This window comes from Pseudonocardia parietis (assembly GCF_017876315.1).
GTDB lineage: Bacteria > Actinomycetota > Actinomycetes > Mycobacteriales > Pseudonocardiaceae > Pseudonocardia > Pseudonocardia parietis.
Map to the genome: position 1 here is coordinate 4,299,494 of NZ_JAGINU010000001.1, position 12,345 is coordinate 4,311,838.

14 protein-coding genes and 1 pseudogene are annotated in these 12,345 nt (G+C 73.1%); 8 read left to right on the top strand and 7 right to left on the bottom strand.

Translation table 11 applies throughout. From position 1 onward, the window contains the following. The first annotated feature begins 31 nt into the window (after positions 1–31). Positions 32–925: a glycosyltransferase family 2 protein gene (locus JOF36_RS20290; RefSeq protein ID WP_210029472.1), complete on the top strand. Its 894-nt coding sequence runs from the start codon at positions 32–34 to the stop codon at positions 923–925. Positions 926–1,040: 115 nt separating this feature from the next. Here the strand turns inward: JOF36_RS20290 and JOF36_RS20295 are convergent, their stop codons facing one another. From JOF36_RS20295 to JOF36_RS20305, 3 genes are all read right to left on the bottom strand, one after another. Further along, complete coding sequence (locus JOF36_RS20295) at positions 1,041–2,222, bottom strand: SPFH domain-containing protein (protein WP_210029474.1); 1,182 nt, start codon at positions 2,220–2,222, stop codon at positions 1,041–1,043. 81 nt (positions 2,223–2,303) lie between these two features. After that, positions 2,304–2,753 carry an NfeD family protein gene (locus JOF36_RS20300; RefSeq protein ID WP_210029486.1) on the bottom strand — a complete coding sequence of 150 codons (450 nt, stop codon included), beginning with the start codon at positions 2,751–2,753 and terminating at the stop codon, positions 2,304–2,306. 73 nt (positions 2,754–2,826) lie between these two features. After that, the gene (locus tag JOF36_RS20305) at positions 2,827–3,699 is read right to left on the bottom strand and encodes a DUF3097 domain-containing protein (RefSeq protein ID WP_245350915.1); all 873 of its coding nucleotides are present in this window, start codon (positions 3,697–3,699) and stop codon (positions 2,827–2,829) included. A gap of 143 nt (positions 3,700–3,842) precedes the next feature. Between JOF36_RS20305 and JOF36_RS20310 the strand changes: the two genes are divergently transcribed. From JOF36_RS20310 to JOF36_RS39260, 5 genes and pseudogenes are all read left to right on the top strand, one after another. Then, positions 3,843–4,640 (top strand): Rv1486c family protein, encoded by a 798-nt coding sequence (locus tag JOF36_RS20310; protein WP_210029487.1) that lies wholly within the window; start codon positions 3,843–3,845, stop codon positions 4,638–4,640. 242 nt (positions 4,641–4,882) lie between these two features. Beyond that, the gene (locus JOF36_RS20315; RefSeq protein ID WP_307862487.1) at positions 4,883–5,662 is read left to right on the top strand and encodes a CPBP family intramembrane glutamic endopeptidase; all 780 of its coding nucleotides are present in this window, start codon (positions 4,883–4,885) and stop codon (positions 5,660–5,662) included. A gap of 82 nt (positions 5,663–5,744) precedes the next feature. Beyond that, positions 5,745–6,254, top strand: a complete 510-nt coding sequence (locus JOF36_RS39250) for a DUF7134 domain-containing protein (RefSeq protein ID WP_245350916.1) — start codon at positions 5,745–5,747, stop codon at positions 6,252–6,254. Between the two features lie 23 nt (positions 6,255–6,277). Beyond that, the gene (locus JOF36_RS39255) at positions 6,278–6,709 is read left to right on the top strand and encodes a sensor histidine kinase (RefSeq protein WP_245350917.1); all 432 of its coding nucleotides are present in this window, start codon (positions 6,278–6,280) and stop codon (positions 6,707–6,709) included. Further along, positions 6,706–7,374 (top strand): annotated as a pseudogene (locus tag JOF36_RS39260) (response regulator); the annotation flags it as partial. The gene JOF36_RS39255 and the pseudogene JOF36_RS39260, both read left to right, overlap by 4 nt. Before the next feature lie 22 nt (positions 7,375–7,396). On the opposite strand, the gene JOF36_RS20325 reads toward JOF36_RS39260, so the two are convergent. After that, positions 7,397–8,296, bottom strand: coding sequence for a LysR family transcriptional regulator (locus JOF36_RS20325; RefSeq protein WP_210029496.1), 900 nt, complete (start codon positions 8,294–8,296; stop codon positions 7,397–7,399). Positions 8,297–8,367: 71 nt separating this feature from the next. Here JOF36_RS20325 and JOF36_RS20330 point away from each other — a divergent pair, with 71 nt between their 5' ends. Then, positions 8,368–9,615: an FAD-binding oxidoreductase gene (locus tag JOF36_RS20330; protein WP_210029498.1), complete on the top strand. Its 1,248-nt coding sequence runs from the start codon at positions 8,368–8,370 to the stop codon at positions 9,613–9,615. A 20-nt stretch (positions 9,616–9,635) separates the two neighbouring features. On the opposite strand, the gene JOF36_RS20335 is transcribed toward JOF36_RS20330, so the two are convergent. The 3 genes from JOF36_RS20335 to JOF36_RS20345 form a co-directional block, all read right to left on the bottom strand. Further along, complete coding sequence (locus JOF36_RS20335; RefSeq protein ID WP_210029501.1) at positions 9,636–10,235, bottom strand: TetR/AcrR family transcriptional regulator; 600 nt, start codon at positions 10,233–10,235, stop codon at positions 9,636–9,638. A 66-nt stretch (positions 10,236–10,301) separates the two neighbouring features. Further along, positions 10,302–11,156 (bottom strand): EamA family transporter, encoded by an 855-nt coding sequence (locus tag JOF36_RS20340; RefSeq protein ID WP_210029503.1) that lies wholly within the window; start codon positions 11,154–11,156, stop codon positions 10,302–10,304. A 4-nt stretch (positions 11,157–11,160) separates the two neighbouring features. Beyond that, the gene (locus JOF36_RS20345) at positions 11,161–11,682 is read right to left on the bottom strand and encodes a MarR family transcriptional regulator (RefSeq protein WP_210029505.1); all 522 of its coding nucleotides are present in this window, start codon (positions 11,680–11,682) and stop codon (positions 11,161–11,163) included. A 103-nt stretch (positions 11,683–11,785) separates the two neighbouring features. On the opposite strand from JOF36_RS20345, the gene JOF36_RS20350 reads away from it, so the two are divergent. Next, positions 11,786–12,193 (top strand): thiol-disulfide oxidoreductase DCC family protein, encoded by a 408-nt coding sequence (locus tag JOF36_RS20350; protein WP_210029507.1) that lies wholly within the window; start codon positions 11,786–11,788, stop codon positions 12,191–12,193. Positions 12,194–12,345: the final 152 nt, after the last annotated feature.

The window sequence follows — 12,345 nt, forward strand, 5'->3', positions numbered from 1 at the left end:
CCGCCCCGTTCCCGATCCCGCGAGGTTACCGATGAGGCCAGGCGGCTTCCTGCCCAGCGTGTCCGTCTGCATTCCGGTCTACAACGGTGCGGCCTATCTGGCCGAGACCATCCGCAGTGTCCTGGAGCAGACCTGGCGGGACTTCGAGCTGGTCATCCTCGAGAACAACAGCTCGGACGGCAGCTGGGAGATCGCGACCTCGTTCCGCGACCCGCGGATCCGGTTCGAGCGCAACCGGGAGACCCTGAACCAGGGCGACAACTGGAACCGGGCCGTGCAGCTGTGCCGGGCGCCGCTGGTCAAGCTGGTGTGCGCCGACGACCTGCTGAACCCCCGGTGCCTGGAGCTCCAGGTCCCCCCGATGCGCGACGATCCCTCGCTCGCCCTGGTCGCCTCCCGCCGGCACATGATCGACGAGCAGAGCCGGGTGCTGGTGCCGCGGCGCGGATTGGGTGGCGGCCTGGTCGGGCTGCACTCGGGCAGCGAGGTCGCGCGCCGGGTCATCCGCAACGGCGCCAACCCGATCGGCGAGCCGGGCAACGTCCTGTTCCGGAACGAGCAGTTCGTCACCGCCGGGGGCTGGCGTACCGACCGCCGGTTCGTCATGGACCTGGACCTGTGGATGCGGCTGCTGCAGTACGGGGACTTCCTCGGCCTCCCGGAGACCCTCGCCGCGTTCCGGATCGGCCGCGGGTCGGTCTCCTCGGAGTACGAGCAGCAGATCTCCGACGAGCAGCAGCTCCTGATCGACGAGCTGGGCGCGTCCGGAGCGTTCGACGTCCGCCCGCTCGACGTCCGGATCGGCCGGGTCGCGATGCCGCTGGGCCGGGCCCGGCGCAAGGCGCTGTTCCGGGTTTCCCGGATCGCCGCCCGCAAGGACGACAAGGTGATGGCGGAGCAGCAGGAAGCGGCCTCCGCACCCTGATCAAAACTTTCGTCCACTTCATACAACTCGAGGAGCTCCGGTCCGGTACGTCCGGATCGGAGCTCCTCGAGTCGGTTCCTCCAGGAATGGAGGTGTCAGGAACGGCGGTGTGGCGTCAGCCCCGCTGTCCGGGACCGGGGACGTCGAGGGAGGCCTCGAGCTGCGGGACGGGGGCGGTGCTCCCCCGGTCCCCCACCGGCGGCACCTCGGCCTGCGCGGCGGCGGTCGCCTCGGCGACCTGGCGGGCGATCTCCGGGTCGGTCGAGACGTCGAACCAGTCGTCGAGCGCCTCCTCGTCCTCGGCCGGCCGCGACACCGTGCCGTCGTCCGGGCTCGGCTCGTAGCGGAAGACGCCGTCCTCCCCGGGGGCACCCAGCATGCGGGTGAAGCCCTCGAGTGCCTTCCCGAAGTCCGACGGGACCACCCAGAGCTTGCTGGCCTCACCCTCGGCCATCAGCGGCAGGGTCTGCAGGTACTCGTAGGCGAGCAGCTCCGGCGTCGGCTTGCCGGCCTTGATCGCGGCGAACTTCTTCTCGATCGCCTTCGACTCACCCTGGGCCTCGAGATACAGCGCGGCCCGGCGACCCTGCGCCCGCAGGATCTCGGACTGCCGCTCGGCCTCGGCGCCGAGGATGGCAGCCTGCTTGGCGCCCTCCGCGGTGAGGATCTGCGACTGCTTCTGGCCCTCGGCACTGCGGATGGCCGACTCCCGCTGACCCTCCGCGGTGAGGATCATGGCCCGCTTCTCGCGGTCGGCCTTCATCTGCTGCTCCATCGAGTTCTGGATGGAGGGCGGCGGGTCGATCGCCTTGATCTCGACCCGGGCGACCCGGATGCCCCAGCGCTCGGTGGCCTCGTCGAGCTCGCCGCGCAGCGCGGTGTTGATCCGGTCCCGCGAGGTCAGGGTCTGCTCCAGCGTCATGCCACCGACCACGTTGCGCAGCGTCGTGGTGGTGATCTGCTCGACGCCCGCGACGAAGTTGGCGATCTCGTAGACCGCGGCCTTGGCGTCGTTGACCTTGAAGTAGACGACCGTGTCGATGTTGACGGTCAGGTTGTCCTGGGTGATGACCGGCTGCGGCGGGAACGACACGACCTGCTCGCGCAGGTCGACCCGCTCACGGGTGCGGTCCACGAACGGCACCAGGATCGCCGGGCCGCCCTCCCGGGTGCTGTGGTAGCGGCCGAGCCGCTCGATGATGTAGGCCCACTCCTGCGGGACGATGACGATCGACTTGGCGACGAGCGTCACCACCAGCACGAGCAGGATCACCGCAATGATCAAACCGGCATCCATCCGGTCTCCCCTCGATGCGCGCCGGGGATCCCGGCGCTCACGTCCGCCCCGGAGTTCCCGGGGCTGATGGCCGCGCGCCCCTCAGGACGGCGGCAGTTCCCCCCGGCCGGTCACGAGCACGGCCGCACCGGTCACCTGCAGGACGATGGCGGTCGAGCCCTCCTCGAGGACCTCCTCGCCATCCAGGGACCGCGCCGTCCAGAGCTCCCGGCCGATCCGCACCTGCCCGCCGGTGCCGTCCACGCGTTGGACGACCTGCGCGGGCGCGCCGACGAACCGGTCCTGGTGCCGCTCCAGCGACTCCATCCGTTCCTGCAGCTTCCGTTTCGCGGCCGGCCGCGCGGCCAGCAGCAACAGCACGGACACGATCGCGAACAGCCCTGCACTCGGGAGCAGGCCGAGTCCGAGCGCGGCGCCGCCGGCCGCGGCGAGCGCACCTCCGCCGAGCATCACGAGGAAGAGCTCACCGGAGACGAACTCGGCCCCGACCAGCACCACTCCCACGAGCAGCCAGATCAGTGCCGGTGTCATGGCCCCAGGGTGCCAGAACCGGACATTCCGCAGTCGGCGATACGCCGGATCTTGGTGTGTGGTGGCCTGATCGTTATTGCGCGCGAGCGGATTCGGCCCGCTCGTCCGGTTCCACCGCCGCCGTCACGAAGTCGATCAGCCGCTCCACCGCGCCGATCATCGGCGCCTCCAGATCCCGGTAGCTGCGCGCCGCGCCGAGCACCCGCCGGGCACCGTCGGCGGGCTCGCCCCAGCCGAGCGCGTCGCAGATCCCGGTCTTCCAGTCGGTGCCCCGCGGGATCGTCGGCCACGCCTCGATGCCGAGCACCGACGGCTTCACCGCCTGCCACACGTCGACGTACGGGTGGCCGGTGACCAGCACGTGCTGCTGCGCCTCCCGGGTGGCGCGATAGGCATCGCGGGCCTGCCGCGTCTCCTTGGAGCCGTCGACCAGGTGGTCGACGAGGATGCCGAGCCTGCGGTGCGGTCCCGGCGCGAAGTCGCGGACGGCGGCGGCGAGGTCGTCGACGCCGTGCAGCGGTTCGACGACCACGCCCTCCACCCGCAGGTCGTGCCCCCACACCCGTTCGACCAGCTCCGCGTCGTGCAGGCCCTCCACCCAGATCCGGGCGGCCCGGGCGGTGCGCGCCTTCAGTCCGGCCACGTGCACCGAGCCGGAGGCGGAGAGCGTCCGCCCGGCGGGCATCGCCTGCGGCCGGACCAGGGTCGCCGGCGCGCCCTCGTACAGGAACGCGGCCGGGCGCAGCGGGAAGACCCGACGTCCGCCGAGGCGGTCCTCCAGGGTCACCTCGGAACCGGTGATCGCGACGACCGCGCCGCAGAACCCGCTCGCCGGGTCCTCCACGACCAGGCCGGGCTCGGCGGGCACCTCGGGCACCTGCTTCCGCCGGGCGGCCCGGGTGCCGGCGGAGTCGAACATGCCGCGGTAGTCGTGCGTCCGGCTCATGGTTCGAGTATCGGATGCGCGCCCGCGGTGACCGCGTCACGACACGCCACCCACCCGTGGTGACCGCGTGCTGATGCGTCGGTACGGAGCGTCACCCGCGTGCCGGGTGTGCGGAACCAGATCCGCCGCTTACCCTGTCCGCCGTGTCCTGTGCCTCTGCGACCCTGGCCGTGTGGGCCTCGGCCTGGCTGGCCGGAGCCGCGGCGCCCGACGACGCCCTCGACGCGCTCGCGCCGTGGTCGGATGCGCACGACGTGCTGGCCGCCGACGACGGCGCCGCCGCGCTGACCGAGCTGCCCGGCCCGGGGGCCGCGCCCACGTCGGTCACCCTGTTGCTCGCCGCCGCGCGCCGGTCGGCGGCGCGCGGCCAGGCCCGGCTGGTGCTGGCCGCACCCGGTGACGTCCGCGGGCTGCCCGGCCCCGGCGGGTTCTCCCGGGAGGCGACGGCGGCGGGCGAGGGTGTGCTGTTCCCGGAGGCCGGTTTCGGGATCGTCCCGTCCGCCATCGCCGACGGTGTCGTCCGCTGGACCGTGCACGCGGTACCCGACCCGGGCCCGGCACCGGAGTACGTGCCGCTCAACGAGGCCGAGCGGGAGCTGCGCGGCCAGGTCCGGGAGGCCGCGTCGGCGCTCACCGATCTGGGTGTGGCCCGGCACCGGCCCGGCGTGCGCGAAGAGATCGCGGCGTCGCTGCGGCAGCGGCCGCGGGCGCTGTGGCCTGCCGGGATGCCGCCGCAGGCGCTGCGAGTGTTGCAGCAGGCCGACGAGGTCGACGCGATCCTGTCCGCCGCCGCGGGGGACGAACCGGGTGGGGCGCTGTCGGCGTCCGCCGCGGTAGCGCGCTCGGACGCGCTGCGTCCCATCGCGACAGCGGTGCGGGTCGCCCGGCGAGCCGCGGTCGCCGAGGCGGTGCGGGTGCTCGTGTCGGTTCCCCGCGCCTGACCTCGGACCCGGCGCTCGGGCCGGCGGGCTGCCGGGTCGCGGCGTGGAGCAGGGCGCGCGGTGGCAGGAACCCCCGTGACGTGGACGGTTGTGTAGTCCTCACGAGGGATTTTTCCGCGGCGGTGCGCTCCTAGCCTTCACTGCGGTCGCCGAACCGGGCGGCCGTGGTCAGCCGGAGGTCATGAGTGGGCGGGGAAGCTGTCGCAGCGACGGATCGGGAAGCGGGGCGGTTCCACCGCGTCGTGCGGTTTCCGCTCGTGTGGATGCTGGTCGGGATCGTCGGCGTCGGTGGGGTGGCGGCGCTGTCCTCGGGTGGGTCTCCGGTGCCGGCCGTCGTCGGGGCGGTCGCCGCGGTGGCCGTCTACCGGGTGGTCATGCGCCACGTCGCGCGCCGGGGTGTGCCGGAGATCGCGCCGGCGGGGGCCGTGTTCCACACGGCGATCGGGATCGCGATCGGTGTCGGGTTCATCGGCGTCTCGGTGCTCATGGTGATCACTGAGTTCTCGTTCGGCCTGTCGCCCGGGGCCGGCACCTCGATCGTGGCGAGCATGGTGGCGGTACAGGTCGGGGCGGCCGTCACCGAGGAGCTGATCTTCCGCGGTCTTCTGTTGCAGGCACTGGAACGTCTGTGCGGCAGCTGGGCGGCGCTGGCGATCACCGCGGTGCTGTTCGGCCTCCTGCACCTGGCCAACCCGGGCGCCACGGTGTGGAGCTCGTTCGCGATCGCCGTCGAGGCCGGTGTCCTGCTCGGCGCGGCGTTCCTGTGGCGGGGCAACCTCTGGTCGGCGGTCGGGCTGCACTTCGCCTGGAACACCAGCGTGGGGTTGCTCGGCATCCCGGTCTCAGGACATCCGGCGGCTGGTGTGCTGACCGCTCATCCGACCGGCCCGGATCTGCTGACCGGCGGTGGTTTCGGCATCGAGGCGTCGATCGTGCCCGTCGTCGTGGGCCTGGCGCTCGCCGTACCCATGCTGATCGCCGCGCGTCGCCGCGGAAATCTGGTGCCGCTGCGCCGTCGTTAGAGTGCGCCGGGTGCTCGCTGACACAACATCGATCCGCGCGGTGGTCCGGTGGCCGCGACGTCCGGGTCCGATCACGGACATCGTGTTGGCGGCAGGGGTCGCGGTGCTGGCCTTCGTGCCGACCGTGTCACACCTCGGACCCGAGATCGGTGATCTACCCGGACGGCCTGCCGGCACCTCCGGCGCGGTGATCGGGCCGGCTCTGACCCTGGCGCTGTGCCTGCCACTGGCGGTGCGGAGCCGGTGGCCGGCCGTGTGTCTGCTGACCATCGGCGGCGCGTTCGCGATCGGTCAGGTGCTGGGCTACCCGGACACGTTCAGCAAGGTGGGACTCCTCCTGGCCTTGTACTCCGCCGGGGCGTATCTCGCACGGTTCCGTCGCGTGGTGGGCGCCGTGATGACGGTGGGCTGTGTCGTGCTCGCGATCGTGCTGTACGGCCTCGGGTCGCCGCAGCGGTTCCTCGACTATCTCGTGTTCTACCTGTTGATGGTGGTGATCTGGTTGGCCGGGTCCGGTGTGCGCAGGTGGCGCGCGGAACAGGCGGAACGCGAGCGGCTGACCGCCGAGGTGGCCACGGCCGCCGGGCGCTGACCGAGCTACGGGCCCTGCTGGACGTGCTCGAGGCGACCGGCGGCGCCACGACGCCGCCGATGACCCCGGCCCCGGGCCGGGTGGGTGACCTCGTCGAACAGGCCCGGAAGTCGGGGCAGCCCGTCGAGTTCACCGAGCAGGACACCGGGCGGCCGCGGTCGGTCGACGTGGAGCTGACCGCCTACCGGGTGGTGCAGGAGACGCTCACCAACGCGATCAAGTACGCGACCGGACAACCGACCACGGTCCTGATCCGGTGCGGTGACGAGCACATCGAGATCGAGGTCAGCACCACCGGCCCTGCCGTGACCACCACGGCTCCGGGGTCAGGAGGCCGCGGGCTGGCCGGGTTGCGGGAACGGGTGCGGATGCTCGACGGCGATCTGGTCGCCGGTCCCCGGGCGGACGGCGGCTTCCGCGTCCACGCCCTGATCCCGTCGGGTGGTGCCGGATGACCGAGCCGATCCGCGTGCTGATCTGTGACGACCAGGTGCTCGTGCGCACCGGCTACGTCACCATCTTCTCGGCACAACCCGACATGACGGTCCTCGGTGAGGCGGCGGACGGTCGTGAGGCGGTGGAGCTGGCGCGCCGGTTGCGGCCCGACGTGGTCGTGATGGACATCCGCATGCCCGTCCTGGACGGCATCGAAGCGACCCGGCAGCTGGCCGGGCCCGGTGTCGAGACTCCGCCGAAGGTGCTGGTCATCACCACCTTCAACATCGACGCCTACGTCTACGAGGCACTCCGCGCCGGCGCCAGCGGCTTTCTCCTCAAGGACGCACCGCCATCCCACCTGGTCGACGCCATCCGCACGATCGCCGGCGGCGAGTCCCTGCTGGCGCCCGCCGTCACACGAAGCCTGATCGGCCGCTTCGCCGAGCGGCTGCACCCCACCGACACGTCACATCCGGAACGGGACCGCGGGGTGCGGGCTCTGACCCGCCGCGAGCTGGACGTTCTCGAACAGGTCGCCGCCGGCCTGTCCAACGCCGAGATCGCCGCGGAGCTGTTCATCTCCCCGGAGACCGTGAAGACCTACATGTCCCGGATCCTCGCCGAACTCGGCTTGCGGGACCGGGTACAAGCAGTCGTCCTCGCCTACCGGATCGGCCTGGTTCCCGACGCGGGCCACCCTGGCTTCACCGGACGTCCGACCCGGGCAGCAGCCGGTCCAGCAGTGCCCGGGCGGCCGGGCCGCCCGGCCCGCCGGAGCGCCACACCAGGTACAGCCGGGTCCGCACCTCCGGACGCAACGCGACCGTGACCGGTGGCCGCTCCAGCGCCTGCACCGCGGGCGCCAGCACCGCAGGCGCCGGGACGACCGCGATCCCGGCACCGCGGGCGGCCAGGCGCAGCAGCAGGCTCATCGCGCCGGCCTCGAACGCGACCCGGGCGGTGACGCCGTGCGCGGCGAGCGCCGCGTCCAGCGTGGTCCGCAGGCCGTGCCCGCGGGGCAGGCAGATGAGTGGCCGCCGGGCCAGGTCGTCGAGGTCCAGCGCGGCCCGCCCGGCCAGCTCGTCGTCCGCGGCGACGGCGGCGACCAGCGGCTCCTCGACCAGCACCCGGCCCTCCAGGCCGGGCGGCAGCGGACCCGGGTGACCGACGACGGCGGCGTCGAGCCGGCCGGCACGCAGCTCGGCGGCCAGCTCGTCCGCGGTGCCCTCGCGCAACGTCACGTCGACGCCGGGGTGCTCGGCCGCGAACGCGCCCACCGGATCGGCGAGCACAGTGTCGGGCAGCGACGACGCCATCCCCACCGCGACCCGGCCGCGCAGCAGCCCGCGCAGCGCGGCGACGGCGTCCCGGGCGCCGTCGACGGCGGCGAGCGCGGCGCGGGCGTGCGGCAGCACCGCGCGGCCGGCCTCGGTCGGCACGACCGCGCGCGGCCCCCGTTCGAGCAGGGTCTCCCCCAGCTCCCGTTCCAGCTGGCGCAGCTGCGCGCTCACTCCGGGCTGCGCGACGTGCAGCTTCTGCGCCGCCGCGGTGACGGTGCCCTCGTCGACGACGGTCACGAGGTAGCGCAGGTGCCGCAGTTCCATAACCCGCGATGCTAGCTCCCAGATGATCCAGCTCTTCGACTTCTGGCCCGGTGGCACCCAGGCTCGGTGTCATGACGACCACGACCCAGCCCCTGACCGCCGAGCTCGCCGCCCGCGTCCCGGTGACCGGCCCGACGCCGCAACGCTGCTTCCAGACCGGTCTGGCGCACCGCCCCGACGTCACGGTCACCGCCGCCGCGGTGCCCGACGTCGTCGCCACCCTGGAGATCGCCGCCCGGTACGGGGCACCGGTGACCGTGCACACCACCGGTCACGGCCTGCGCGAACCGGCCGGCGGCGGGGTTCTGCTCGACCTCGGGCGCCTCCGCCGGGTCGAGGTCGACGCCACCACCCGCACCGCCCGGATCGATGCCGGAGCCACCTGGGCCGACGTCGTGACCGCCGCGGCGCCGCACGGGCTGCGCCCGCCGAGCGGCAGCGCTCCCTCGGTCGGTGTGGCCGGGTACCTGTTCGGCGGGGGCCTGGGCCTCGCCGCCCGTTCCGACGGCTGGGCGGTCGATCACGTGCACGCGTTCGAGGTGGTCGACGCGGGAGGCACGCTGCGCAGCGTGTCGGGCGGCGAGCGGTTCGCGCGGCTGCGCGGCACCGGGCCGGAGCCGGGCGAGGTCGTCACCGCGGTGGTCCTCGGCCTGCTACCCGGCGCGCCGTTCACCGGCGGCGGTCTGGTCCGGGTGCTCGGCGCGGCCGACGAGCCGGCCGATCCGGCGCCGCTGCAGGCCTGGGCGGACTGGACGGTGGATCTGCCCGACGACGTCACGTCCGGGCTGTCGCTCGTCCCGTACCCGGAGCTGCCGTTCCTCCCGCCGCACCTGCGCGGGCGCCGCGTCCTGCGGATCGGGGTCACGGTCACCGGCCCGGTGGAGCGCGCCGACGCGCTGCTGGCACCGCTGCGGGCCGCGGTCGCATGGGACGACGACACCGTCGCCCCGCTCGATCCGGCCGGCACCGCCCGGGTGTACGACGAGCCGGACGTCCCGCACGCCTACCTGGGTGACGGCCTGCTCGTCGACGGCCTGGAGCCGGCCGGCCTGGACCGGGTCGCGACGCGGACCGGGCCGATGGCCGTCACCGGGATCCGGCACCTCGGCGGGGCGGCCGGGCGGGCTCCGGCGGTGCCCGACACCGTCCGCGGCCGGGACGCGGCCTACCTGGTGGGCGCGCTGGCCCCGTTCGGTGCGGACACGGTGCCCGCCGCCGACGCCTGGGCCGAGGTCGACGGCATCCTCAGCGGCTTCACGGCCCGGGCGAACGCGCAGGGTTCGCACCCGGCGTTCCGGTTCGGCCCCGCCCGCGGCTGACAGCGGGCCGGGCTCGGGGGTCAGGGCCGGAAGGCGCTGAGCGTGGCGTCGACGAGCGCGTCGGCGTAGTCGGCGGTCAGCGGGCCCGAACGGAGCAGCCAGCGCTGGAACAGAGGTGCGTAGAGCACCTCCAGGACCAGGTCGAGATCGGCGTCCGCGGCCAGCTGGCCGGCGCGTTGGGCGCTGCGCAGCCGTTCCTTCTTCGCCTCGTCCACGGGCCCGGCCAGCTTCTCGTGGTACTGCGCGGCGAGACCGGGATCGTTGATGATCTCGTTGTTGAGCGCCCGGATGGGTTTCTCGAACTCCGGGTCGGCGAACTCGGCTGCCGTCGCGCGCAGGACCGCTTTCAGATCGGCCTCGATGTCGCCGGTGTCCGGCAGCACCACGCCCTGTCCCTCGGTGCCCTCGCTGAGCGCCAGGAAGGCATCGAAGATCACGGCACCCTTGGACGGCCACCAGCGGTAGATCGTCTGCTTGCCGACGCCGGCCCGGGCGGCGATGGTCTCGATCGCCACCGTGCCGTACCCGACCTCGGAGACCAGCGCGCGGGTCGCCTCGAGGATCGCCTGCCGGGACCGTTCGCTGCGCCGGGAGCGCTTCGGCTGCGCATCGTCAGACATCGGCCGAGGTTAACAGCAGCAGGAGACGAGACGGTTCGTGTTGAAGCTGAGCCGCGCCCCTACTGCTCAGGCGGTTGCGATCAGCACCGGCGCGGCGAGTGCCGCGACGAGCCCGACTGTCTGGCGCGGGGTGAGCCGTTCGCGGAGCACGGTGATGCCGAGCAGGGCGGGGATGACGGGGTACAGCGACGACAGCACGACCGCGACCGTGAGCAGCGCGGTCCTGGTGGCGAGCAGATAGCAGAGCAGGGCGAGCCCGGCCAGCGCCCCGGCGAACGCCGCGCCGAGATCGAGGCCGCACCGCCGCTGCCCGTCGTTCGCATGTCGTGTCGCGCTCAGGTGCAGCGTGGCGCCGAGCGCGGCGATGGTGAGGATCGAGGTGACGCGTCCGGCGACGACCGGCCAGGCCGCCGACTCCGGTGCGGCCTGGGCGAGGGCGAGGTACTGCAGGGCGATGCCGCCACCGGAGATCAGCCCGTCGACGACGGCGTGTGCCGACTGCCCGTCTCCGGCCTTCCCACGCGAGACCGCCCACAGGGCGGGCAGAGCCAGGGCGATCCCCGCCCACGCCAGTAGCGCGGGCCGCTCACCGAGCACGACGACGCCGACCAGGACCGGCAGGGCGACCCCGCCGACAGCACTGACCGGGACCACCACGCTCATGGCGCCGCGGCTCATCCCGCGGAACAGGAACATCATCCCCAGCCCGGTCCCGATGCCGGACAGCGCACCCCAGCCCAGATCGGCGACCGCGGGGACGGTGCCGGAGAACAGCGGCGCGAGCAGCCCCATCGACAGCAGGCCGCCGACCTGTCCGAGCAGGGCGACACGGATGAACGAGGCGCGCCGGGACAGCACACCGCCGAGAAAGTCGGACAGGCCGTAGCTGACCGCCGAGGCGAGGGCGAGCAGCGCGCCCACGGGCTCAACCCTCCCGGTCGCGCTCAGCCTGTCCGACCGGGCACGTCGCGTTCGTGGTGCAGCTCGGCCGGTCGCACAGCCGGCACAGGTACTCCGAGCTGCGAACCTCGGCGTAGAGGCGGTCCAGCAGTGTGGTGAGCAGGTCCGTCAGCGCGCGCTGCTCGTCGACATCGAGGACGGAAATGAGCTCGGACAGCGACTGCGTGCGGGCTCGGAGCAACCGGGACGCCGCGTCGCGTCCGGCGGGCGTCGGCGACACGCGCACCTCGCGTCCCGCACCGGGGTGGCGCTCCACGAGGCCCGCCGTCTGCAGGGAGTCGACCATGCGGGCTGCGGCGGACTGACTCAGGCCGATGTGCCGGCCCAGCTCGGTCACGCTCAGTCCGGGAGAGGTCAGCAGGACCACGAGAGCGGCGGCTGCGCTGGTACTGGTGCCCGCTGCTCGGGAGACGGCGCCGAGTGCGTGGTCGTTCACGGCGAGTGCGGCCGCGCCGAGCAGGTTCGCGGTGCGAGCAGCGTCATGCATGAGTCATGCATAACAGGAGCGACCCCGTCCCGCAGCGCGAGTGCCGGCCGGCGGAGGTGGTCGTGGCGCGTTGCCGTCCCCACCTCCTGGCATCATCGGGTCCATGACCACCCGGGACTCGTTGCCTGCGACGGGCAGGCTGGTGTTCGACGGCGAGTGCGGCTTCTGCACGCGCAGCGTCGGCTGGCTGCGGCGGCTCGACCGCCACGGTCGCATCGAGATGCAGCCCTACCAGCGCAACGGTGCACCCGAGTCGGTGGGCGTGACGGCGGAACAGTGCCGCGAAGCGGTGCAGTGGCTCGGGGCCGACGGCGTGCGACGCAGCGGCGCCGACGCCGTCAACGCCGCGCTGTCGACGGCCCTCGGGACGTCGGTTCCCGCCCGGGTCTACGGCGCGACCGCCGGTGTGCAGGAGCGGGTCTACACCTGGGTGGCCGACCATCGCAGCCGGCTCCCCGGCGCGGTACCGCACTGCGAGGCCAATCCGCAGGACTGCTCGACGACGTCCTGACCGGACGCAACTCCCCTGACCACCTGCCGGCGGTCGCCTAGAAGCATGTCACCGGCCGTGGTGACGTCGTGCTCGTCGGTGGAGCGCGACGCTTACGCAGGACGGACCGAGTACCCCTTGACGTGCATGGACGGCTGTACTTCAACGTACTA

Excerpts from the sequence above, each read along its gene's own strand:
- JOF36_RS20290 (WP_210029472.1), top strand. The coding sequence starts at position 32 with ATGAGGCCAGGCGGCTTCCTGCCCAGCGTGTCCGTCTGCATTCCGGTC.
- JOF36_RS20295 (WP_210029474.1), bottom strand. The coding sequence starts at position 2,222 with ATGGATGCCGGTTTGATCATTGCGGTGATCCTGCTCGTGCTGGTGGTG.
- JOF36_RS20300 (WP_210029486.1), bottom strand. The coding sequence starts at position 2,753 with ATGACACCGGCACTGATCTGGCTGCTCGTGGGAGTGGTGCTGGTCGGG.
- JOF36_RS20305 (WP_245350915.1), bottom strand. The coding sequence starts at position 3,699 with ATGAGCCGGACGCACGACTACCGCGGCATGTTCGACTCCGCCGGCACC.
- JOF36_RS20325 (WP_210029496.1), bottom strand. The coding sequence starts at position 8,296 with ATGGAACTGCGGCACCTGCGCTACCTCGTGACCGTCGTCGACGAGGGC.
- JOF36_RS20330 (WP_210029498.1), top strand. The coding sequence starts at position 8,368 with ATGACGACCACGACCCAGCCCCTGACCGCCGAGCTCGCCGCCCGCGTC.
- JOF36_RS20335 (WP_210029501.1), bottom strand. The coding sequence starts at position 10,235 with ATGTCTGACGATGCGCAGCCGAAGCGCTCCCGGCGCAGCGAACGGTCC.
- JOF36_RS20345 (WP_210029505.1), bottom strand. The coding sequence starts at position 11,682 with ATGCATGACGCTGCTCGCACCGCGAACCTGCTCGGCGCGGCCGCACTC.
- JOF36_RS20350 (WP_210029507.1), top strand. The coding sequence starts at position 11,786 with ATGACCACCCGGGACTCGTTGCCTGCGACGGGCAGGCTGGTGTTCGAC.